Annotated in this window: 21 protein-coding genes; 5 read left to right on the top strand and 16 right to left on the bottom strand. The window is 35.8% G+C overall.

Annotated elements, in window-relative coordinates; genetic code table 11:
• Position 1 precedes the first annotated feature (1 nt).
• Genes FIT79_RS03365 through FIT79_RS03345 form a run of 5 tightly spaced genes read right to left on the bottom strand, consistent with a single transcriptional unit; the run spans position 2 to position 4,798 of the window.
• Positions 2–1,027, bottom strand: coding sequence for a glycosyltransferase family 9 protein (locus FIT79_RS03365; protein WP_139875619.1), 1,026 nt, complete (start codon positions 1,025–1,027; stop codon positions 2–4).
• Positions 1,027–1,953: a glycosyltransferase family 2 protein gene (locus tag FIT79_RS03360; protein ID WP_139875618.1), complete on the bottom strand. Its 927-nt coding sequence runs from the start codon at positions 1,951–1,953 to the stop codon at positions 1,027–1,029. The genes FIT79_RS03365 and FIT79_RS03360 overlap by 1 nt, the downstream gene beginning before the upstream one ends.
• Positions 1,953–2,720, bottom strand: a complete 768-nt coding sequence (locus FIT79_RS03355; protein WP_223259657.1) for a glycosyltransferase family 2 protein — start codon at positions 2,718–2,720, stop codon at positions 1,953–1,955. Before FIT79_RS03355 ends, FIT79_RS03360 begins: the two co-directional genes overlap by 1 nt.
• Positions 2,713–3,936 carry an O-antigen ligase family protein gene (locus FIT79_RS03350; protein ID WP_139875616.1) on the bottom strand — a complete coding sequence of 408 codons (1,224 nt, stop codon included), beginning with the start codon at positions 3,934–3,936 and terminating at the stop codon, positions 2,713–2,715. Before FIT79_RS03350 ends, FIT79_RS03355 begins: the two co-directional genes overlap by 8 nt.
• Positions 3,929–4,798, bottom strand: coding sequence for a glycosyltransferase family protein (locus FIT79_RS03345; RefSeq protein WP_139875615.1), 870 nt, complete (start codon positions 4,796–4,798; stop codon positions 3,929–3,931). The genes FIT79_RS03350 and FIT79_RS03345 overlap by 8 nt, the downstream gene beginning before the upstream one ends.
• A gap of 94 nt (positions 4,799–4,892) precedes the next feature.
• On the opposite strand from FIT79_RS03345, the gene mqo reads away from it, so the two are divergent.
• Positions 4,893–6,383, top strand: a complete 1,491-nt coding sequence (gene mqo / locus FIT79_RS03340; protein WP_139875614.1) for a malate dehydrogenase (quinone) — start codon at positions 4,893–4,895, stop codon at positions 6,381–6,383.
• On the opposite strand, the gene rlmB is transcribed toward mqo, so the two are convergent.
• The 11 genes from rlmB to FIT79_RS03285 all read right to left on the bottom strand — a co-directional run bounded on the left by rlmB (position 6,373) and on the right by FIT79_RS03285 (position 17,137).
• The gene (rlmB, locus tag FIT79_RS03335) at positions 6,373–7,119 is read right to left on the bottom strand and encodes a 23S rRNA (guanosine(2251)-2'-O)-methyltransferase RlmB (protein ID WP_139875613.1); all 747 of its coding nucleotides are present in this window, start codon (positions 7,117–7,119) and stop codon (positions 6,373–6,375) included. The genes mqo and rlmB overlap by 11 nt on opposite strands.
• A gap of 1 nt (position 7,120) precedes the next feature.
• The gene (rnr, locus tag FIT79_RS03330; RefSeq protein WP_139875612.1) at positions 7,121–9,442 is read right to left on the bottom strand and encodes a ribonuclease R; all 2,322 of its coding nucleotides are present in this window, start codon (positions 9,440–9,442) and stop codon (positions 7,121–7,123) included.
• Positions 9,443–9,486: 44 nt separating this feature from the next.
• Entirely contained in the window at positions 9,487–10,020 is a 534-nt protein-coding gene (locus FIT79_RS03325) for a hypoxanthine-guanine phosphoribosyltransferase (RefSeq protein WP_139875611.1), read from the bottom strand.
• A gap of 1 nt (position 10,021) precedes the next feature.
• Positions 10,022–10,888: a UTP--glucose-1-phosphate uridylyltransferase GalU gene (gene galU, locus FIT79_RS03320; protein WP_139875610.1), complete on the bottom strand. Its 867-nt coding sequence runs from the start codon at positions 10,886–10,888 to the stop codon at positions 10,022–10,024.
• Between the two features lie 7 nt (positions 10,889–10,895).
• A complete protein-coding gene (locus FIT79_RS03315) occupies positions 10,896–11,912 on the bottom strand; it encodes an MraY family glycosyltransferase (RefSeq protein ID WP_223259656.1) in 1,017 nt (338 codons plus the stop codon).
• Positions 11,913–12,016: 104 nt separating this feature from the next.
• The gene (locus FIT79_RS03310; protein WP_139875608.1) at positions 12,017–12,478 is read right to left on the bottom strand and encodes a molybdenum cofactor biosynthesis protein MoaE; all 462 of its coding nucleotides are present in this window, start codon (positions 12,476–12,478) and stop codon (positions 12,017–12,019) included.
• Entirely contained in the window at positions 12,479–12,736 is a 258-nt protein-coding gene (gene moaD, locus FIT79_RS03305; protein ID WP_139875607.1) for a molybdopterin converting factor subunit 1, read from the bottom strand.
• Positions 12,726–13,901: a DNA recombination protein RmuC gene (locus FIT79_RS03300; RefSeq protein WP_139875606.1), complete on the bottom strand. Its 1,176-nt coding sequence runs from the start codon at positions 13,899–13,901 to the stop codon at positions 12,726–12,728. Before FIT79_RS03300 ends, moaD begins: the two co-directional genes overlap by 11 nt.
• Before the next feature lie 50 nt (positions 13,902–13,951).
• A complete protein-coding gene (locus tag FIT79_RS03295; RefSeq protein WP_139875605.1) occupies positions 13,952–14,533 on the bottom strand; it encodes an IMPACT family protein in 582 nt (193 codons plus the stop codon).
• A gap of 4 nt (positions 14,534–14,537) precedes the next feature.
• The gene (locus FIT79_RS03290; protein WP_139875604.1) at positions 14,538–16,193 is read right to left on the bottom strand and encodes a formate--tetrahydrofolate ligase; all 1,656 of its coding nucleotides are present in this window, start codon (positions 16,191–16,193) and stop codon (positions 14,538–14,540) included.
• A gap of 11 nt (positions 16,194–16,204) precedes the next feature.
• A complete protein-coding gene (locus FIT79_RS03285; RefSeq protein ID WP_139875603.1) occupies positions 16,205–17,137 on the bottom strand; it encodes a CysB family HTH-type transcriptional regulator in 933 nt (310 codons plus the stop codon).
• A 125-nt stretch (positions 17,138–17,262) separates the two neighbouring features.
• On the opposite strand from FIT79_RS03285, the gene FIT79_RS03280 reads away from it, so the two are divergent.
• Genes FIT79_RS03280 through FIT79_RS03265 form a run of 4 tightly spaced genes read left to right on the top strand, consistent with a single transcriptional unit; the run spans position 17,263 to position 21,042 of the window.
• The gene (locus FIT79_RS03280; protein WP_139875602.1) at positions 17,263–18,033 is read left to right on the top strand and encodes a sulfite exporter TauE/SafE family protein; all 771 of its coding nucleotides are present in this window, start codon (positions 17,263–17,265) and stop codon (positions 18,031–18,033) included.
• Between the two features lie 15 nt (positions 18,034–18,048).
• The gene (locus FIT79_RS03275) at positions 18,049–19,698 is read left to right on the top strand and encodes a nitrite/sulfite reductase (RefSeq protein ID WP_139875601.1); all 1,650 of its coding nucleotides are present in this window, start codon (positions 18,049–18,051) and stop codon (positions 19,696–19,698) included.
• Positions 19,691–20,299 carry a DUF934 domain-containing protein gene (locus tag FIT79_RS03270; protein ID WP_223259655.1) on the top strand — a complete coding sequence of 203 codons (609 nt, stop codon included), beginning with the start codon at positions 19,691–19,693 and terminating at the stop codon, positions 20,297–20,299. The genes FIT79_RS03275 and FIT79_RS03270 overlap by 8 nt, the downstream gene beginning before the upstream one ends.
• On the top strand, positions 20,296–21,042 hold the full coding sequence (locus FIT79_RS03265) for a phosphoadenylyl-sulfate reductase (protein ID WP_139875599.1): 747 nt from the start codon (positions 20,296–20,298) through the stop codon (positions 21,040–21,042). Before FIT79_RS03270 ends, FIT79_RS03265 begins: the two co-directional genes overlap by 4 nt.

Raw genomic sequence — 21,042 nt, 5'->3', positions numbered from 1 at the left:
TTTAACTCAATAAAAATTTCACTCTTTTGAAAACATTTACTGGCTGAATAGATGACATACAAGATACAGAACTCTGGCACGTTTCATAATGCTGAAGTGATTTTGTGCACGTGCATTTGCTACCAATAATTTTTTGATTACTTTTATAATTAGGGGCAGCATGAACAACAGAACCTTCCACAGCATAAAGCCCAACAATTTTAGTACCTAAAGCATTAGCAAAATGTAAAGGTCCCGTATCACCAGATACCACAATCTTTGTGAGACTTAAAACCGCTAAAAAGACATTTAAATTCTTAGTGGGCTCTAGAGTGTGAATCAATTTATCTTTACTTTTTAGCTGATCAAGTAAGGAACGCTCTCTTAAGCTTAAACCTGAAGTATAAACAACCTTAAGTCCTGCACGCTTAAACAATTTATTTAATTCTAACCATCGATAAATAGGCCATTCTTTTTTTAGCTGTGAGGTTCCTATATGACAGAGAATCACCGTCCCTTTTAATAGTTTTTTAGCTTCCGCCAAATGGGACTTATCAAAATCAATTTTCGGGACAGATTTAGATGGCGCGTCAATATCCCATAGGTTTAATAAATCTAGATTTTTTTGAATATATACTTTTGATAAATTAGAAGCAGCAATTTTTTGGTTGTAGCATAAATTATGAAGGATATGATTAGGCTTATTAATCATGCCCAAACGAATCTTAGCACCGCTTAGGAAGCTATAAATTGCTCCACGATCATTACCGCCAAAATCAACAGATCTAGTAAAAGACTCTCTTCTAAGTCGTAAAATTAAAGGTAAATTTGTAAAAAAATTTATTTTTCCTCTAACCCTGGAAACCATCCAAAGCCTATCAATGAAGCTAACATGATTTAGCAAGTCTTTCATTTCTTTTGCAACTAAAACATGTAGCTCAGCTTTGGGAAATTTAATTTTTAAAGCTTTGAGAGCGGGAAGCAAAAAAATTATATCGCCTAGATATTGAAATTGTATTGCCAATATCTTTTCATTTTTTTGAGTCATTATAATTGCTGAAAGAGTAATTTCATGCGAGTTAAAAAAATCTTAAGCCGAATACGGAGATTGATAATTGGCTCACCTAAAGACCCAGACCAATTGCTACCTCTTTTAAGATAGTAAGTTGTAAATACGTTTGAACTAATACCCCATTTCCTAAAAAAAACACTTCTCCCGTCAAATTTCTTAAAATTTATTTTTTTAGTTGATTTAGACATAAAATGGTAAATGCGACTTTTGCTCACCCCTTTAAAGTTTCTCACCCCAACATTCCATAGCTTCATCGAAAAATCTGGGTCAGAATACATTCCAGGAGAAAATTCAGTGCTATATCCACCTACAAGATCCCAAAGCTTTTTAGGGACCAAATTAGGTGGCCATGTAGCTCCTGTCCAATCATTCTTTTTAAATTGCTTAAAGCTGTTCAGAAGCTCTTTTTCTTTAAATTGGTTTGGATGATCACCAAAATCATATGGTGCAATCACACACGAATTATTGCTATCCCTTGGTTCAATCATAGTCGATGACAGAAAAAAATAATCTGAAGGCTGACGCTTAACCTCTCTAAGAAGCCAATAATCCCAATCAGGGCAGGCGTACATATCATCATTAAAATAAACAATATAATCAGTATTAGCTAGCGTGCTTGACGCATTTAAAGCTAAACAAATGCCTATATTTTCCTTTGAATGAGAAAAATCAAATCCATTTTTCTTAACCCAGTCAATTGTTCCATCAGTGCCATCATTAATATGTAAAATAATTTGGTGCTGATAGCGTGAATTTTTTTCAAGGCTATTAATACATAATTTCAAGAAATTAAGATTATTCCAAGTTGGTATCAAAATTGAAAAAATTGGTTTCTTATGCTTCTTACTTTTAAAGAAAGTAATTTCGGGTGTTTTTTGAATAAAATTAGAATGTCTAATCATTAAAAATTAATTTTTGATTTTAAGTTTTTTTGAGAAATGTAATAAAGCTTTAAATAACGATAATAGGTTACCTCTGCGTTTGCAATTGCAAGCATTACTCCCTCCCTACCATCCAAGAATCCCGCCCTAATAAAATAAGTTCGAAAAAAAGCCCATAGGCCATGAAATATCGCTTTTCTCAGGGAGCCTTTTTTACCTGATTTTAAATTATCTCTAGCACCACCAGTAGAATAAAGATTCATTTTATAAATAACAGATTCAAGATCTCTGTAGCTAAAGTGGATTATGGGGTTTGCTAATTTTCCAATTTTATATTTTGTAGATAAGTGCGCATGAACCTCATGCTCAGTAAACTTAGCAAAGCCTTTTTTGAATAAACGTTTGGTATAGTCTGGTCGCCATCCAGAATGACCCATAAATCTTGATACAAATAAAGATTTTCTTGGTACGTTGTAGACATAAAATTCTTCTTCTTTAATAGATTTAATTATTTCTTTTGCAAGTTTTGATGAAATTCTTTCGTCTGCATCTAATGAAAAAACCCAATCACCTTTAGACGCATTGATTGCTATATTTTGTTGCGGGCCATAACCGATCCATTTTTTCTTAAGGATTCGCGCGCCTGCATTTTTTGCAAGACGAATAGTTTGATCAGTACTTCCTGAATCTATGACTAAAATTTCGTCAGCAAAAGCAGCGCTTTTAACGCAATCGTAAATATTTGCAGATTCATTTTTTGCAACAATTACTACTGATAGTTTAGCCATTTTTTTTGGTGTAGGCACTCAATAATAAGCCAGTTAAAACACAGAAGAACTTACCCTCGGTTGCATCAAGCAATAAGGAATTAAACATAGATCCTATAGCGATAGTAAGGACAACTCCCTTTAAGAACATTCCTGCATGTTTGTCTGATCTTCCTATGACGTTAGAATGCTGCCAAAAACGATAAAACATGAAAAGGAATGCTGCAAGCCCTACAATACCAAGCTCAAAAAAAGTTAATAAGTATTGATTATGCGGATTTGGTACGTCTTTTAATAAAGTATCTTGGGTGTTAGCTAATTTATTATATTCAGACCTAAGTGCACCTGTACCATAACCAATCAAAGGTGATTCCTTAATTAAGAGTAGAGTATTTTTATACATCTCTAATCTAATACCGGCCGAAGTAAGATGCTCGTCTGATTTATGCTCTGAGACTTCCTGGCCTGTTTTTATTAATCTGCCAGGCATTAAAGGCTCTAATTGCTTATGAAGCAAAAATATTGATATCACAGCAATCACGAAATACTTGAAAGCTTCCTTGCCATAAAAATATAAAGGTAAAAATAAGACAAAACATAAAGCAATAATCTGCCCAGACCGCCCTCCTACGAGATACATAAGATCAATAAGGGAAAGCAAGGCAATGAAAAACCACACCCAACGCCAAAGAGTCTTTTCTAAATGAGCCTTACAGAAGAATACAAACATTAAAAAAGACATCAAAATATTATGTGCAATGCGATTTTTAAAGGCGAGAAAACCTTGGCTATTGTCTGGCATATCATGCAAGCCTAAATTCATAGGGATTATACCTAACCATTTAAAATAAGAAATGCCGAGTAAGATTAAGGCGCCAAACAAAAATGCATTCATACCGTAATGACGTATTTTTTTTGTGGTAACTACGCTGATAACCATGGGAATAATTAAAAGTTTTGTATATTTTAATAAAAACGTTCCGCTTTCTTTAATTGTGCCCGAAGAGTAGACCGCACCAATACAATAAAAGCTGAAAAGAATCAGAACAGATATAGCGGCTGGGTTTTTATAAATAAGCTTAAATTTCTCAGAATATTTTCCTGAAATTATCCATGAAAACAAAAGAATTGCAGAAGCTATACTTACCCAGGCGGTAGGCATAGCCAAGCTAAAGCAGGCAAAAATAATGACAGCGTTAATTAATTTTTGCATAAAGTCTTGGTAAGCTTTAGTCATTAATAATAAATTTAAAATGTTTCTTGGTTAAATCTTTGTTTAGAAATTTTTCGAAAAAAGCAAGCCAACGATGTCTCTTTTCTCTCCGCGTGATCTGATAATTTGGATCAGGATTAAATGTTTGCTCAGCCTTTTCTTTTAGCCAGTTTTTCATAATAGCTGGGTGCTTACCTAAGAATGGCTTAATTGCCTTTGGATCAATTTCGTAGGAAACGAAATTAGGTATCTTCTTATTCCAATACTTGCCAACTCTTTTCAATTTATCATTCATGGACGCTTTACTTCGTATATGACCGTAATGATAAATTGGTGCGCCTATTGAAATTGCGTTCGGATACCTACCATTTTTATTTTTATCCATATTGACAAAATAAAGCGCGTCAGGAGACCATACGCGAAGATTATTTCGAATAATTCTTGCTTCTTTTCGGTACCAGGCCGGGCTTGTTGCAATCCAATCTTTATTTCCAAAAAAATGAATATAATCAAAAACTAATGACTCAATCTTAAAGTTATTTAGAGAATTTTTCATCGCTTTTTTGATTATTTTTAAATCATCTTGATGAACTACCTCATCGCCCTCAAGATAAAAAGCCCAATCGCCGGAACAGTTAAATTGTGCAATCATTTTTTGTTGCGCGTACACAAACCCCCTGTCCTTCATGTTCTCATTCCATTGCGTTTGGATAATCTTTATTTTTTTGCTTTTTATTTTCTTAAGGAGCGTTAGGGTGTCATCTTCGCTGGGACCAACTGCTATAATGAATTCGTCACAAATTGGTAAGATAGAATTTATACTTTCAATAAATGGATAACCCAGAATAGTTCCATTGCGAATAAATGTGAAGCCACTAATTTTCATAAGAAAATATAAATCCTTAAAAACTTAATTATATCAATCAAAAGCTTTAATACAGTTTAAAAAATAAAAAACATACGCTAGAAATAAAGACAATATGCACGGATCAACTAACGAAACAGATTGTTTAATTATAGGTGGAGGTATTATGGGCCTCACCTTAGCCTCCCTCATTAAAGAATGTAATTCTTCTATCAAAGTTGATTTGTATGAGAAGTTACAAGGTGTAGGGCTTGAAAGTTCCGAGGCTTTAAATAATGCAGGCACGGGTCATGCTGGATATTGCGAACTTAATTACACTCCAATGGGCAAAGATGGAAAAATTAATATCAAAAAAGCCCTTGAAATTAACTCGAAATATGAAATTACGCTTCAATATTGGAGCTACTTAAGCAACAAGTATAAATCATTTGATCCAAAAAATTTTATTCATCGTACACCGCATATAAGCCTTGTATTTGGTGATGATAATATTCGCTTCTTAAAAAAAAGATATTTACTACTAAAAAAACACCATCTATTTAAATCGATTATATTTTCTCAAAACAGAAAAGAAATTTCAAAGTGGGCTAACTTAACAATGATAGGAAGAGGCTCCCATCAGAAAGTTGCGGCCACAATAGTCAAGGAAGGAGCAGATATTGATTTTGGTGCTGCCACAAATGCTCTTTTAAAAACTTTGAAACATAAAAAAGATTTTGAAATTCATCTTAATGATGAAATCGTAAAGATCAAAGAAAGTAAAAATAATTTATGGGAAGTATCTGTCAGAAATAATATTTCCCGTGAAATGAAAAAAACTTTTGCCAAATTCATTTTCATCGGCGCAGGAGGTCAAGCTATTAGATTGCTTCAAAAAACTGGAATTCAAGAACAAAAGGGGTATGGCGGATTTCCCGTAAGCGGTCAATGGTTGGTTTGTTCAAATCAAAATATTGTCAGCCAACATAATGCAAAAGTATATGGAATGGCCCCTTCAGGCTCGCCCCCAATGTCAGTCCCTCATTTCGATTTAAGAATTATCAAAGGGAAGAAAACATTACTATTTGGACCTTATGCAGGATTTACATTTAAATTTTTAAAAACAGGTTCTTACCTGGATTTAATTAAATCTTTAAAACTTAAGAATTTTTTTCCAATGATTTATGTCTTATTACACAACTGGAAATTGTTTCATTATTTAATTCGTGAGTCTTTTCAGTCAAAACATGATCGAATAAACTTATTAAAAACCTTTTATCCGGAAGCAAAAGAAAAAGATTGGTCTATTAAAATAGCTGGCCAACGAGTGCAGATCATTAAACCAAATTCATTAATAAGCGGAAAATTAGAATTTGGGACTGAGGTAATCATTTCAAAAAATAAAAAATTAGCTGCCCTTCTTGGGGCTTCACCAGGAGCTTCAGTCGCCGTAGACTCCATGATTAAAGTTATAGAACAATGTTTTTCTGAAAAACTTTTAAATAGTGAATTTAAAAAGAAAATCAAAGAAATGATTCCTTCTTATGGCCAGAATCTAATCACAAACAAAAAATTGCTTGAAAGGATTAGGCTTTCATCACATAAAACTCTTGGGCTTAAAGATTAATTCTCTGACGTCGCACTTCAGATAAACAAATACCTGCTGCCACACTTACATTTAAACTTTCAACTACACCTAGCATTGGTATTTTAATTAAAGTATCACACACTTCTTTTGTGAGCCTTCTGAGCCCAACTCCCTCAGATCCTAAAACGATTGCTATAGGACCTTTAAGGTTAGAATCATACAAAGAATGCTCGCCGTTCTCGGATGTTCCAATAATAAGAACATTAGCCTCTTTAAGCGCCCGAATAGTTCTAGCTAAATTCGTCACAACAATCAAGGGCACAGATTCTGCAGCGCCTGAAGCAACTTTTCGAACTGTTGCATTAAGTCCTACGGCCCTATCCTTGGGAACAATAACGGCATCCACTCCCATACAGTCTGCAACACGAAGACAAGCGCCTAAATTATGAGGGTCTTCAACGCCATCTAAAATAAGAAAAAAAACTGGTTCAGATAAATCACCCTCTAAAATATCTTCAATTGTTAGAAATGGAATTTTAATTTGTTTAACCATTGCAACAACGCCTTGATGATTCTTATTTGAAGCTAAGCCATCTAATCTTGATCGATCTACAGCTAAGACGCGAATATTATATTCTTTAGCGAGATTAATAATTTCTTTGCTCCTAGGATCATTTCGATCTTTATCGATTATTATTTCATCAATGCTATGGGAGGATTGCCTAAGGCGGCTGATAATTGGATGAAATCCAAAAATGATCTGGCTTTGAGACATATTATTTTGCTCTTATTTTCTTTTTACTTTTAGGTGATCTCGATGGCTTGGTGGGACTTTTATGTTTTGTTGCACGTGTTTTGCTTTTATGCGCCTGCTTATCTTTAAAGAAACTTTTTGGTTTTCTATCCTTCAATGGGGATTTTTGCACTTCCTGATGACTCTCAAGGCTAAAATCTATTTTACTAAGCTCTAGATCAACACGCACTAATTTAACTTTTAAGCGGTCACCCAAGCGATAAATGACATGAGATCTTTCCCCAACCATGGCATGCCTTGCTTTGTCATAAGTAAAATAGTCATTTCCTAATTCTGTCACATGCAACAAACCTTCAATATAAATCCCATCAATAGAAACAAATAAACCAAAACTTGTTACCCCTGCAACAGTACCTTCATATATCTCGCCAATTTTATCTTGCATGTAATAACACTTAAGCCATGATGAAACATCGCGTGTAGCATCATCAGCCCTTCTTTCTGTCATTGAACAATGCTGCCCAAAAGCATGCCAATTTGAAGCAGGCATTGTCTTCTTTTGTAAAGTAGCTTTAATGGCACGATGAATTAAAAGGTCAGGATATCGACGTATCGGCGAAGTGAAATGTGCATATGCCTCGTAAGCTAACCCAAAGTGGCCAGTATTATCGGGGCTATATACAGCCTGTTGCATCGACCTCAATAAAACTGTTTGCAATAAATGCTCATCTGGCCGACCTTTAATTTTTTCAATTAAAGCAGCGTAATCCTTAATAGTTGGCTTATCCCCACCAGTTAACATAAATCCAAATTCAGCCAAAAATATTTGTAAATTTTCTAAGCGCTCTTCGGTTGGACCTTCATGAGTTCTATAAAGCGCTGGATGTTCATGTTCAATTAAGAAATTAGCTGCACATACATTGGCAGCTAACATACACTCTTCAATAAGACGATGTGCTTCATTTCGAATCACAGGTTCAATACGATCAATTTTTCCCTGATCATTAAAAATCATAATGGTTTCAGAGGAATCAAATTCAATAGCCCCTCTTACATGCCTTTGCTTGGTAAGGATTCTATATACCGACTCAAGATTTTTAATGTGCGGAATAATAGATTTATATTTTTCAGTCAAATCAGGCGATGTCTCTTTCAATATTGCACTTACGTCCGTATAAGTCATACGTGCTTTTGACTCCATAACGGACGGATAAAATTTGTAAGAAATGACTTTTCCATGCTCATCAATGATCATGTCACAAACCATACATAATCGATCGACATGAGGATTAAGAGAGCATAGGCCGTTTGATAAAGCTTCGGGCAACATTGGAATGACTCTTCTTGGGAAATAAACTGAATTGCCCCTATCAAAAGCTTCTTTGTCTAAAGCATTATCGGGTTGCACATAAAAACTCACATCAGCAATAGCTACAATTAAACGCCAATTTTTATCGATACTTTCCGCATAAACTGCATCATCAAAATCTCTTGCAGTTTCTCCATCAATAGTAATAAGAGGTAAGTCACGCAAATCCACTCTACCCTTAAAATCGTTTTCTGATACTTTTTTAGAAAATGATTCTGCAATGCGAATGGTCTCTTCTGAGAAATTGTAAGGAAGCTGATGTTTTCTTAAGGCAATCTCTATTTCCATACCGCTGTCTGCATAATTGCCAAGAATTTGAACCACTTTACCCATAGGTCTTGATTTAAATGAAGGTTGAGCGGTAATTTCGATGACAACAATTTGGCCAGGCTTAGCTCCCATATCAAGATGATATGGAATGAGAAAGTCTTGATTAATTCTCTTGTCCTCAGCAGCAACAATAGTAACGCCCTGCCCTTGAACCACCCTACCTACTAAAGTTTCATTCTTTCTTTCAAGAATCTCAATCACTTTACCTTCGGGACGGCCTTTCCTGTCCTGCCCTATGGTCTGAACCATCACCCGATCGTTATGAAGAACTTGCATCATTTCTCTAGAAGACAAGAAAATATCATCTCCTCCTTGGTCTGGAATAAGGAAGCCAAATCCGTCTGCGTGGCCTTGTATGCGCCCTGGAATAAGGTTTAATTTTTCGGATATACAAAAATCGTCTTTACGATTTCGCATAATTTGGCCTTGACGCTCCATAGCCCTAATGCGCTTATTGAAAGCCTCAATCTCAGACTCATTAATTTCAAGTAAATGGACTAACTGCTCAATAGATAAGGGAACACCTTGCTCCGTCATAATATTTAATATTAATTCTCTGCTTGGCAAGGGATGATCATAAAACATAGCTTCACGATCTTTTTGTGGGTCACTAAGACGTAGGGAATTTTTTTTAGATTTAGTCATTGCAGCATTGTGCCATTAAATAGGGTAATTAAATGATTTCATGTCTAATTTATCATATGCAAATCAGCAAGGGCTCTTCCAAAGCCTTTGTAATCCAAGCCGAAACCAAAAACAAATTTATTGGGAACATTTAGGGCATGATAGACAGGAAAAATGCTTTTCTCTTTATCAATTAATTTATTAAAAAGTACTGTATAAAAAATATTGATAGCGCCCATTTTTTTACATTTTGAGATAATTTCTGAAAGTGTTATACCCTCATCAAGAATATCATCAACTATTAATATATTTTTTCCTTTTATAATCTCCTCAGGCTCTTTTATCCAATGAAGAAATCCGCCATGCGCTTCATTGCCATAGCGAGTTGCATGGATATAGTCATGATAAATATTATGTTTTAGGAGTGGAATTAAGTGCGCTGAAAAAAATAATCCTCCATTCATCACAGTTAAGACAAAGAGGTCATCACTCTGAATATCCCGATTAATTTCTTTAGCAATGCTTTTAATTGCAAGATGAATTTCTTGATTGGAATATAAAACTGATGATTCTTTTAAAATAGACTGAAAAAAATCCATGTTAGGTTAAAGATTTTAGATACTGAATAAATTCTGGGCCTATTTCTGGATGTTTTTTTGAAAACTCAATATTTGCCTTCATAAAACCTAATTTATCCCCACAATCATATCTAATGCCTTCAAAATTATAGGCATAGACAGGCTCATGATTTAATAGCAAATGAATAGCATCGGTTAATTGAATCTCGCCTGACTTACCAGGATTAACCTTTTCAAGCAGTTCAATAATTAATGGAGAAAAAACGTATCTACCTATAACGCCCATTGTTGATGGCGCATCTTCAGGTTTAGGTTTTTCTATAATCGTATCAATCTGAACCAATTTACCATCTATGGATTTCCCATCAACAATTCCGTATTGAAAGGTTTTTTCTTTTGGGATATTTTCGATTGCAACAATAGAAGCATTTTTTTTAGTAAATTGATTAATTAGTTGCGCCAAGACGGGTTCGTAACTGTCAGTGAGGTCATCAGCTAATATCACAGCAAATGGCTCATTATTAAGCACTGGCTTAGCTTGAAGGACAGCATGTCCCAAACCAAGCGGCTCGGATTGTCTGATATAAATACATGAAACATGGGGCGGAATAATTGAATTAATTAATTTCAATAATTCTGTTTTGTGCGAATTATTTAAGCTCGCCTCTAGCTCTATATTTTTGTCAAAATGATCTTCAATAGATCGTTTATTTCTGCCTGTCACAAAAATTAATTCTGTAATACCTGACTTAACAGCCTCTTCAACGGCGTATTGAATTAAGGGCTTATCAACAATAGGGAGCATCTCTTTTGGGTTGGCTTTGGTCGCTGGTAAAAATCTAGTTCCAAGACCAGCAACGGGGAAAACAGCTTTTTTAATTATAGTCATCAAAATCTCACTTCCTCTTTATCATAAATTTAGGCGTCTTAAAGCGAACAATGCTTCCGTAAAGCCAGAGATAACACAAGACAAACATAAAAGCGAAAATTTTTAAAATTTGATGGCTCTTCCAGAAAAGAATAGCAGGAATAATAGAAACTAAAGACAAAGCCCAAAGATACGGCGCTGTCATTGAATTTTTTTTATTTTTATCATTTTTATCAACCACAATCCAACGCAACACTCTCTTATAAATTAATTGGTGTAAATGAAATGAGTCTGGTAAGCCTGGACTAGTTTTTTTGATGAAATATCTACGAAAGACTGTAAACAAAGTTTCAAATATGGGATAAAAACACAATAAAAAAGGAAACCAATTTGAAACCTCTTCATGTCTGCTTACCAAAAGCAAAGATAATAGAGCAATCCAAAATCCAATAAGGTAGGCACCTGAGTCGCCCAAAAAGATAAAGCCTTTAGGGTAATTTAAAACAAAAAAACCTAGAATTGCTCCAATCACTGAAATACCTAACATGAGAATAGTTACATCGGATACTTTGAAAGCTACATAAACAATGGCTGATAATATGAATATACCGATCATGCTTGCTATGCCATGAAAACCATCAATTAAATTGACACTATGTGTCACGCCTGCAACTGCAAAACAAGTAAAAAGAATTGAAATGGGAGCAATCTTTAACAGTAGATCTATGCTCATAAATTGTATATTTGTTAGCCAAGTATTTAAAAAATAACAAGCCAAAAAAGCTGAAATAAATGCGGCTAATAATCGATAAGACGCACTAATTTTTTTTGTAACATCTTCTAAAAGTCCCAAAATAAATACTGGCAAGGAAGATAAGACCAGAATTAACCCGATATTTGCAAAAGATAGTTCTTGAAAAAATTGAATGGCTATAGAAAAAGCGATACCGATGAAAATCGCCAATCCGCCAATTCTTGGAGTATCAAACGAATGAAATTTTTGCACACCTTTTTTATCATGATCGAAAGATATATGCCCATGCAAATGTGAATACCTCAATATCAATAGGGAAAAAATAAATGAGATAAGAAATGAAATAATTAGGGTAGTCATGAATAATATAGAATATTTTTAAGGTGTATTATAAATTAGCTGTTCCAGCGAAATTTCATCTCATTATCACTTTCTTTAGCCTCAACCCATCTGGATCCTTCTTTAGTACTCTCCTTTTTCCAAAAAGGCACTTCTGTCTTTATATAATCCATCATAAAGGCACAAGCTTCAAAAGCATCCTTGCGATGTGCACTTAAAACTATTAGGCCTACTATTGGATCGTGTAATTTTAATTCTCCAACTCTATGCACAATAAACACGTCTTCAAGATTCCATTTTTCACGGGCCTTATTTTCAATTTCAAAAAGTGATTTTTCTGTCATGCCTGGGTAATGCTCAAGGTACAAAGAAGTTAAGTGCTCTGACTCATAGCTTCCTTGAATGTCTCTTACAAATCCTATGAATGAAACTGCTGCGCCTACGGAAGCATTGTTTTTTTTCATTTCATAAAGAATATGGTTTAAATCGAAGCTTTCAAGTTGGACTCTTGCTGCCATTTAACCCCCTGTAATAGGTGGGAAAAACGCTATTTCGGATCCCGCCTCTATATTGAAGTTAGAGTGCATTAAATTTTGATTCAAAGCACATCTCGTTGCACTGTTAGATAAAAATATTTCAGACCAAGGGGCACCTCGTAAAATTAAATAATTTTTAAGCTCTTCTAAAGTAAGCACGCTTGCTGGCAGCTCAATTATTTCATTATCTAAACCGACCAATTCTTTAATTTTAGCGAAATAGAGGATTTTAACTTTCATCTTGCTCCTGCTGCTTCACGTATACCTCTTCTTCAAATTCTAATAAAGCATTTGGATCATCTTTCAATTCCACACGTTCAATCTGAGAAAAACGTCTTGATATTTTTTGGCTTGTCACATGCACGTCTTGAGCGTGCTCATGCGCTTGTCTTATATTGTCAGCTAATTTTTTCATACGCACATCAAAGCGCTCAAACTCTTGTCCAAGTCTTCCAAGCTCTGCTTTAATAATATGAACTTGTTTTCGTGTTTCAACGTCTTTTAAGACAGCTCTTGCTGTATTAAGAACAGCCATTAGTGTGGTTGGGGATACGAGCCATACCCTTTGACTCATGGCTTCTTCTATTAGATCGGAATGGTAAGCATGGATTTCTGCAAAAACGGCTTCGGCAGGAATAAACATGACTGCGCCATCGGATGTCTCATTAGAGATAATGTACTTACTCGCAATATCATGAATATGTTTTTTGATATCAAGCTTAAACTGCTTTTGCGCATTTTTAATTTCATCCGGCGGTAAGCTGGTATCCAACATTTTTCTATAACTTTCCAATGGAAATTTAGAATCAATTGCAACACTGCCTGTTGGTTCTGGTAAAAATAGAACGCAATCCGCTCGATTACCATTCGATAATGTATGTTGCATTGCAAATGCGTCGGGTGGTAACGCATTGCGAACAAGACCTTCAAGCTGCACTTCACCAAATGCCCCTCTAGATTTTTTATCGCCTAGTAGCTCCTGAAAGCTGACAATATTACTGGTGAGGCCATCGATCTTTTTTTGCGCCTCATCAATCGTAGAGAGTTGTTTCATCACGCGATCAAATGTATCGTTGGTTTTTTTAAAACCCTCTTCCAAGCTTTCTTTAACTTTGCTATCAATATCTTGCAACCTCATGTTAAGCAAATTTTTCAATTGGTTGGTGGCGCTATCCATCGTGTCACGAATAATTTCACCTTGTATCTTGCCTTGCTCTGAAAGTGTCACGTTAAGACGATCGGTCAACTTATTTAAACTATCGTTCAAACCTACAATCATTTCACGATGTTTTTCTTCCAACGCTTTTAATGTTCCTGCTTCAGGGGATTGGTTTTGAAAGCGCCATAACAAATAGGCAGCTAGCGCGCACAAGAGAACGAGAAGAATAAGAATGAAATTAAGCATACATTGATTATAACGGATGTTTTTTTAAGGTTTTTATATGATTAAACATATTAAAAGTGGTTGATATCAACCATAGGAAAGCGCGCTTTTAATTTACCGAACTCTCCTTCGGGAAGCCTGATCGAAAGATTTACTTTTTCATTAAAAACTTTATCTAAAATACTTCCATTCATTGAATGTATTACATGAGTATAGATATCTAACTCATTGTAATTTATAGTTAATTTTATATTAATATATTCAACATAAGGCTCGATGACGGAATGGGCTAAAGCAAGTTTTCCTGTACCGCCATAAGCCCTTGTGAGGCCACCTGTGCCTAAATTAATGCCACCATAATAACGAATAACGCCAATTCCACCGCCCACAATTTGGTGAGAGTCGATCAATTGCAATAGAGGCTTACCAGCTGTACCTGAGGGCTCACCCGCATCAGAATAATAAGGCTCAAATCCATGATCTGTTTTGAGTTGGTAAGCGAAAGCTAAATGACTTCCGTGCGGATGTTCTTTAGCGATAGATTGTAGGGTGCGCAAAATATCCTGTTTTGTTTCGCCTGTGAAGGTATATCCAATAAACCTAGATTTTTGAATCGTTTGTTCTTGTGTTGAAATACTTTTAAAATAATTCATCCCCTCAATTCAATCCTTCGAGAAGGCCTTGAGCGTTTACACTCATTTTTTCACTCGCAGGGACTTTAGGAAGTCCTGGCATTGTCATAAGATCACCGCAGATTGCAACTACAAAACCAGCGCCTCTTGCTAACCTTAATTCTCTTATCATGAGCGTATGATTTTCAGGGGCCCCATGTGCTTTAGGGTCGCTTGAAAATGAATAAGGCGTTTTAGCAATACAAACGGGTAAACTTGCATAGTTTTTTTCAAGCAATAAAAGTTTTTGTAAGGCGCTTTCTGAAAACTCAACTTCTTTTGCACGATATATTTTTAAAGCGATCGTCGTAATTTTTTCTTTTAAACTTAGATGATCTTCATATAAAAATTTACAAGACTTAGGTTTTATTAATTTTTCTAAAACGGCGTTAGCTAAATCCTTAGCACCTTTAGCGCCGTCCGACCAATGCGAACAAAGGATTGCTTTAAATCCCAACTTATCTACTGCGCTTTGAAGCCATGTCATTTCTTTTTCTGTATCAGAACTAAATTGATTGATTGAAACAATGACATCTAGTCCAAAATGTTCTGAGCAATTTTCAATGTGACGCTTTAAGTTATTAAAACCAAGTTCGAGTGCTTTTAGATTTTCTTGATTTAATTCAGAAACAGCTATGCCTCCATGAAATTTAAGTGCACGAATGGTAGCCACTAAAACAATAATATCGGGCTTAATACCCGACTGCCTACATTTGATATCTATGAATTTTTCAGCGCCTAAGTCTGCACCAAAGCCCGCTTCTGTAACCACGTAATCAGCTAACTTCAATGCCGTTTTTGTGGCGATGACTGAGTTACATCCATGTGCAATATTAGCAAATGGGCCACCATGAATAAAAGCGGGTGCTCCATGCAATGTCTGAACCAGATTGGGTTGAAATGCATCTTTTAAAAGTGCTGTCATAGCCCCTTGCGCTTTTAAATCTTTAGCATAAACGGATGTTGCATCTAATCTTTTGGCTACTTCAATTTCTCCCAATCGATTTTGAAGGTCCTCCAATGATTCTGCTAAACAAAAAATGGCCATGACTTCGCTTGCGACTGTAATATTGAAACCTGTATCTCGATGATTTTGACCAAGCTTTAATTCGACATGTCTTAGAGCGCGATCATTCATATCAAGACATCGCTTAAAAGAAATTTGATTGATATCAATATTGAGTTCATTGCCGTGATGAATATGATTATCAATCAGAGCTGCCAAAAGATTATTAGCAGATGTAATGGCATGAAAATCACCTGTGAAATGTAAATTAATTTTATCCATAGGGGCTACTTGCGCATAACCGCCGCCCGTGGCGCCCCCCTTCATCCCAAAGATCGGGCCTAGAGAAGGTTCACGAAGACATGCAGCTGATTTTTTACCGATTGAAAAAAGTGCATCAGCCAAGCCAATCGTTGTGGTTGTTTTTCCTTCGCCTGCAGGTGTGGGACTCATTGCCGTCACTAAAATTAATTTAGATGTCTTGTGCTCTTTTAAAGAGCTTGTGAAAGAAGGCTTTAATTTCGCCTGATACGGGCCATAGAAAAATAAGTCGTCTATTTTGATATCAAGTGATTTGACTATCTCATCGATCGATTTTAATTGTGCTGCTTGATTAATTTCTACATCAGAGTTCATAAGGGCTTAAATTAAATATTTTCCTGTTCTAACATAAGTTTCTTAACAACTTGTTTTGGATACTCCGGTATAAACATTTCAATAAAATCATACATAAAACCTCTTAAAAATACATCACGTCTAATACCTAGATAGGTTGTACTTGTAGGAAATAAATGACTCACATCAATACTGACTAGACCATGGTCTCTTTTAGAGTCGTAAGCCATTTGTGCAATTAATCCTATACCTAAACCCAGGTTTACATATGTTTTAATAACGTCAGCATCAATCGCTGTTAGGACAATGTTGGGCTTTAAGCCTGCATCATGGAAAACTTTTGACACAATCGTGCTTCCTGTAAATGCATAGTCATAAGTAATGATAGGGTAAGTGGCAAGTTTAGCGAGCGTAACTGTTTTTTCTTTGGCAAGCGGGTGTTTTGCTGGCATCACTAAACAACGATTCCATGTGTAACAAGGCAAACAAAATAATTTATCATTATGGCTTATGGACTCAGTCGCAATGCCAATATCAGCCTCGCCTTTCACAACCTGATCAGTCACTTGTGTCGGGTTTCCTTGGTGAATATTAAGTTTTACATCAGGATATTTACTCATAAAAGCCTGTACAACACTTGGAAGCTTATATCGCGCTTGCGTATGCGTCGTTGCTATAGTCAACACACCGAGGCTTGATTGACTGAATTCTTCGCTGACTTGTTTAATGCTTTTGATTTCTCGTATGACTTCATTGATACGCTGATAAACATGTTGTCCAGGTTCGCTAAGCCCTACTAAACGTTTTCCATGTCTTGTGAAAATATGAAGGCCAACCTCTTCTTCTAAAAGCTGGATTTGTTTGCTGACCCCTGGTTGAGATGTGTGTAATGCCTCGGCGGCTTTAGAAATGCTAAAACCATTTTTGACCACCTCATGAATACAGCGCAACTGTTGGAGTTTCATTCCTTAATCCAATATAACTAAAAGATATAAAGGTACAATATTATATTATTATTTTATAATATCAAAACTTGCTATAGTGACGTCCACTTTAACACCAAAAAGTTAATGTTTTAACAAGGGCAATAATGGATATTGGGTTTATATTTTCTGGATTTATAGTTGGTCTATTAGTGGGTCTTACAGGCGTAGGCGGCGGATCCCTCATGACCCCTATCCTCGTGTTATTTTTCCACATCAAACCAGCGCTTGCTGTAGGCACTGATCTTCTTTATGCATCAGTGACTAAATCTGTTGGTATTTTTGCGCATGGAAAACTGGGTAATATTGACTGGAAAATTGTCAAAAGACTTATGGTAGGTAGCATCCCCGCTTCCATTCTCACGACATATTATCTAAGACAAATTGATGTGGCATCTACAGGGGCTGTCGATATCATCAAATTTTATTTAGGTATTGCGCTATTACTTACTTCAATTGCTGTGATCTTTAGGCCTTATCTCATTGAAAAATCAAAAGTCACTCTTTTGAAAACGGATAGTGCCATCGCGATAGCAACCATTCTTCTAGGATTAATCTTAGGTGGCTTAGTAACTTTAACTTCGGTCGGCGCAGGTGCACTTGGTGTCACAGCTTTATTGCTTATCTACCCTAAAATTGGCATTACAAAAATTGTTGGAACCGACATTGCACATGCGGTACCATTGACCCTTGTTGCTGGGATAGGCCATGCAAGTTTAGGCACCGTCGATTACTCACTTCTAGGCGTCCTTTTAATTGGTTCAATTCCAGGCATTTATATAGGCAGTCATTTAAGTTCTAAAGTCAGCGAGCAATCTGTTCGCTATGTATTGGCTTTGATCTTAATTTATGTTGGCCAGAAACTTATTTTTCATTAAGCATTAAAAAAAATTATGTATCAGTACGATAATATCGATCAAACCATAGTCAATGAACGCGTTGCGCAATTCCGCGATCAAACATCACGTTATTTAAGCGGTAAGCTTACCGATGATGAATTTAGACCGCTTCGTCTACAGAATGGTCTATACATTCAACGTCACGCACCTATGCTTCGTATTGCAGTTCCTTACGGTCTTTTATCTTCAAAGCAATTACGTAAATTGGCAGACATATCAGATCGGTTTGATCGAGGTTACGGTCATTTTAGTACCAGACAAAATCTTCAGCTCAATTGGCCCAAATTAGAAGAAACGCCTGATATTTTAGAAGAGCTTTCTAAAGTTGAAATGCATGCTATTCAAACATCAGGAAATTGTATTCGCAACATCACTACTGACCAATTTGCAGGTGTGGCACCTGACGAAATTATTGATCCAAGAGCAATTGCTGAAATCTTAAGACAATGGAGTACCTTCCATCCAGAATTTTCATTATTACCGCGTAAATTTAAAATTGCAGTGTCAGGCAGTAAACAAGATCGTGCGATTGTGCAAGCTCACGATATTGGGCTTGAATTTTATTATGATAAAGATCAAAAGATGGCCATTCGTGTATGGGTGGGTGGAGGCTTAGGTAGAACACCTATTCTTGGATCTATTATCCGTGAACATCTTGAATGGGAGCATGTGCTCACTTATTGCGAAGCTATTATTCGTGTCTATAACCTTCATGGACGTCGCGATAATATCTATAAAGCACGCATTAAAATTTTAGCGAAGGCTTTAGGTATTGAAGAATTTAAAATACAAGTGGAAGCAGAATGGCACCATTTAAAAAATTCACCAAATACCATTGATGAATCTGAATTAAATCGCATTGCAAAATTTTTTACAGCAATGCCTTATGAAAAATTAAATGATCAAGATGATACTTATGATGAAGCTATTCAAAATAATAAAGCTTTTGCATCATGGGCGAAAAGATCCGTTCATCTTCACAAACAAAAAGGTTATCGAGCTATTACCTTGTCCCTAAAACCGCACGGCTTAGCTCCAGGTGATGCGACGTCAGACCAAATGAGAATTGTGGCTGAACTTGCAGAGCAATATAGCTTTGGTGAGCTTCGTGTATCGCACGAACAAAACCTCATTTTGGCGGATGTTAAATTACAAGATATTTTTAAGGTTTGGGAAAAAGCAAAAGCACATCAATTAGCTACGCCTAATATAGGTTTATTAACAGATATTATCTGTTGCCCTGGTGGGGACTTCTGTTCGCTTGCTAATGCGAAAAGTATTCCAATTGCAACTTCTATTCAAGAAGCTTTTGATAATCTTGACTACCTTCATGATATTGGAGAGTTGGAACTTAATATCTCAGGCTGTATGAATGCATGCGGACATCATCATATTGGCCATATCGGCGTATTAGGGGTTGATAAAGACGGTTCTGAATGGTACCAGGTCACTATTGGAGGCAAACAAGGCAATGATGCAAGCTTAGGTTCTGTGATAGGCCCTTCTTTTGCTGCCGAAGAAATGCCTGGTGTCGTTAAAAAACTTATTGATGTTTATATTAAACATCGCAACCCTGAAGAAAGATTTATAGACACTGTAAGACGCTTAGGTGTGAATCCTTTTAAAGAGCATGTTTATGCTTAATTCTCAGCTTATTCTCAATCAGTCCATTGTAGAAGATGAATGGACATTTGTAAGCTTGCCAAGTGGTAATGAAGAAGTGAAAAAACAAGCGGGTAAAGTAGTGTTATTTAAATTAACTGGTGAATCACTACCTACTGACTTACAAATCAATGAAACGCTCATCCCGCAAAATGGAAAAATTATTTTGCCATTAAGTGTATATCTAAAAAATCGTGATGCATTGCAGGTAAGACTTAAAAATAAAGAAATTGCATTGTGGATAGCGACACATGAAACCTTAGATGCATTATTAGTTCTAGAAAAAGACATTAATGTATTTCCACTCATTGCTGTATTTGTGGAACGATTTCAAGATGGGCGCATATTTACATTGGGCAATTTACTGCGCTCACGTTACCAGTTTAAAAATATATTAAGAGCTTTTGGTGATGTCCTACAAGATCAATTGTTTTACCTAAAACGTTCAGGATTCGATAGCTACCTCATTAAAATAGGCAAAGATGCCAATGAGGCATTAAAAGCCCTTCAGTCATTTAGTGATCCATATCAGGGCGCTGTCGATATTAAAGAGCCTATCTGGAAAAGGAAGGTGCGTTCGTGAGTATCCAACCTATAAAGCTCCAGAAAAAACATATCGATAAAATCGATATTAATGATGCACTTATTAAAACGATTAAAGAAAAATCAGAAAAAGTCATTTCACTTATTCAAAAGAATATTGAAAAACATAACTCTGTCACCTTTGCAAATAGTTTGGGGGCTGAAGACATGGTGCTTGTTGATCTCATCCAAAAAAATAAACTTAATGTTGAGATATTTTCTATTGACACAGGAAGGCTGCCATCTGAAACGTATAATTTAATTCAAATGGTAGAAGACAAGTATCAATTCAAAATTAAACTTTATTTCCCTAACCAAGAAAAAGTAGAAAACTATGTCAATACAAATGGCATCAATGCTTTTTATAATTCGTTAGACTTAAGGAAATCGTGTTGTGGTATTCGAAAAGTTGAACCCTTAAGTCGCGCTTTAAAGGATAAAAAAGCTTGGATCACAGGCATGAGACAAGAGCAATCTCAAACAAGACAAACGCTTCAAGAAGAAGAATTTGATGAGGCGCATCAGTCTCAAAAACTGAATCCATTAAGCGCTTGGAGTGAGCTAGAGGTTTGGGCTTATATTAAACACTATGAAGTGCCTTATAACGCACTTCATGATTATTTTTATCCAAGCATCGGTTGCGCACCATGCACGAGGCCTGTCTCTGAAGGAGAAGATGTAAGAGCTGGACGCTGGTGGTGGGAAGATCCTCAAAATAAAGAATGTGGACTACACGTAAAATAA

The organism is Candidatus Methylopumilus universalis (assembly GCF_006365315.1).
Classification (GTDB): Bacteria; Pseudomonadota; Gammaproteobacteria; order Burkholderiales; family Methylophilaceae; genus Methylopumilus; species Methylopumilus universalis.
The sequence above is the reverse complement of the archived record's forward strand: the minus strand, read 5'-3'. Positions and strand labels throughout refer to the sequence as shown.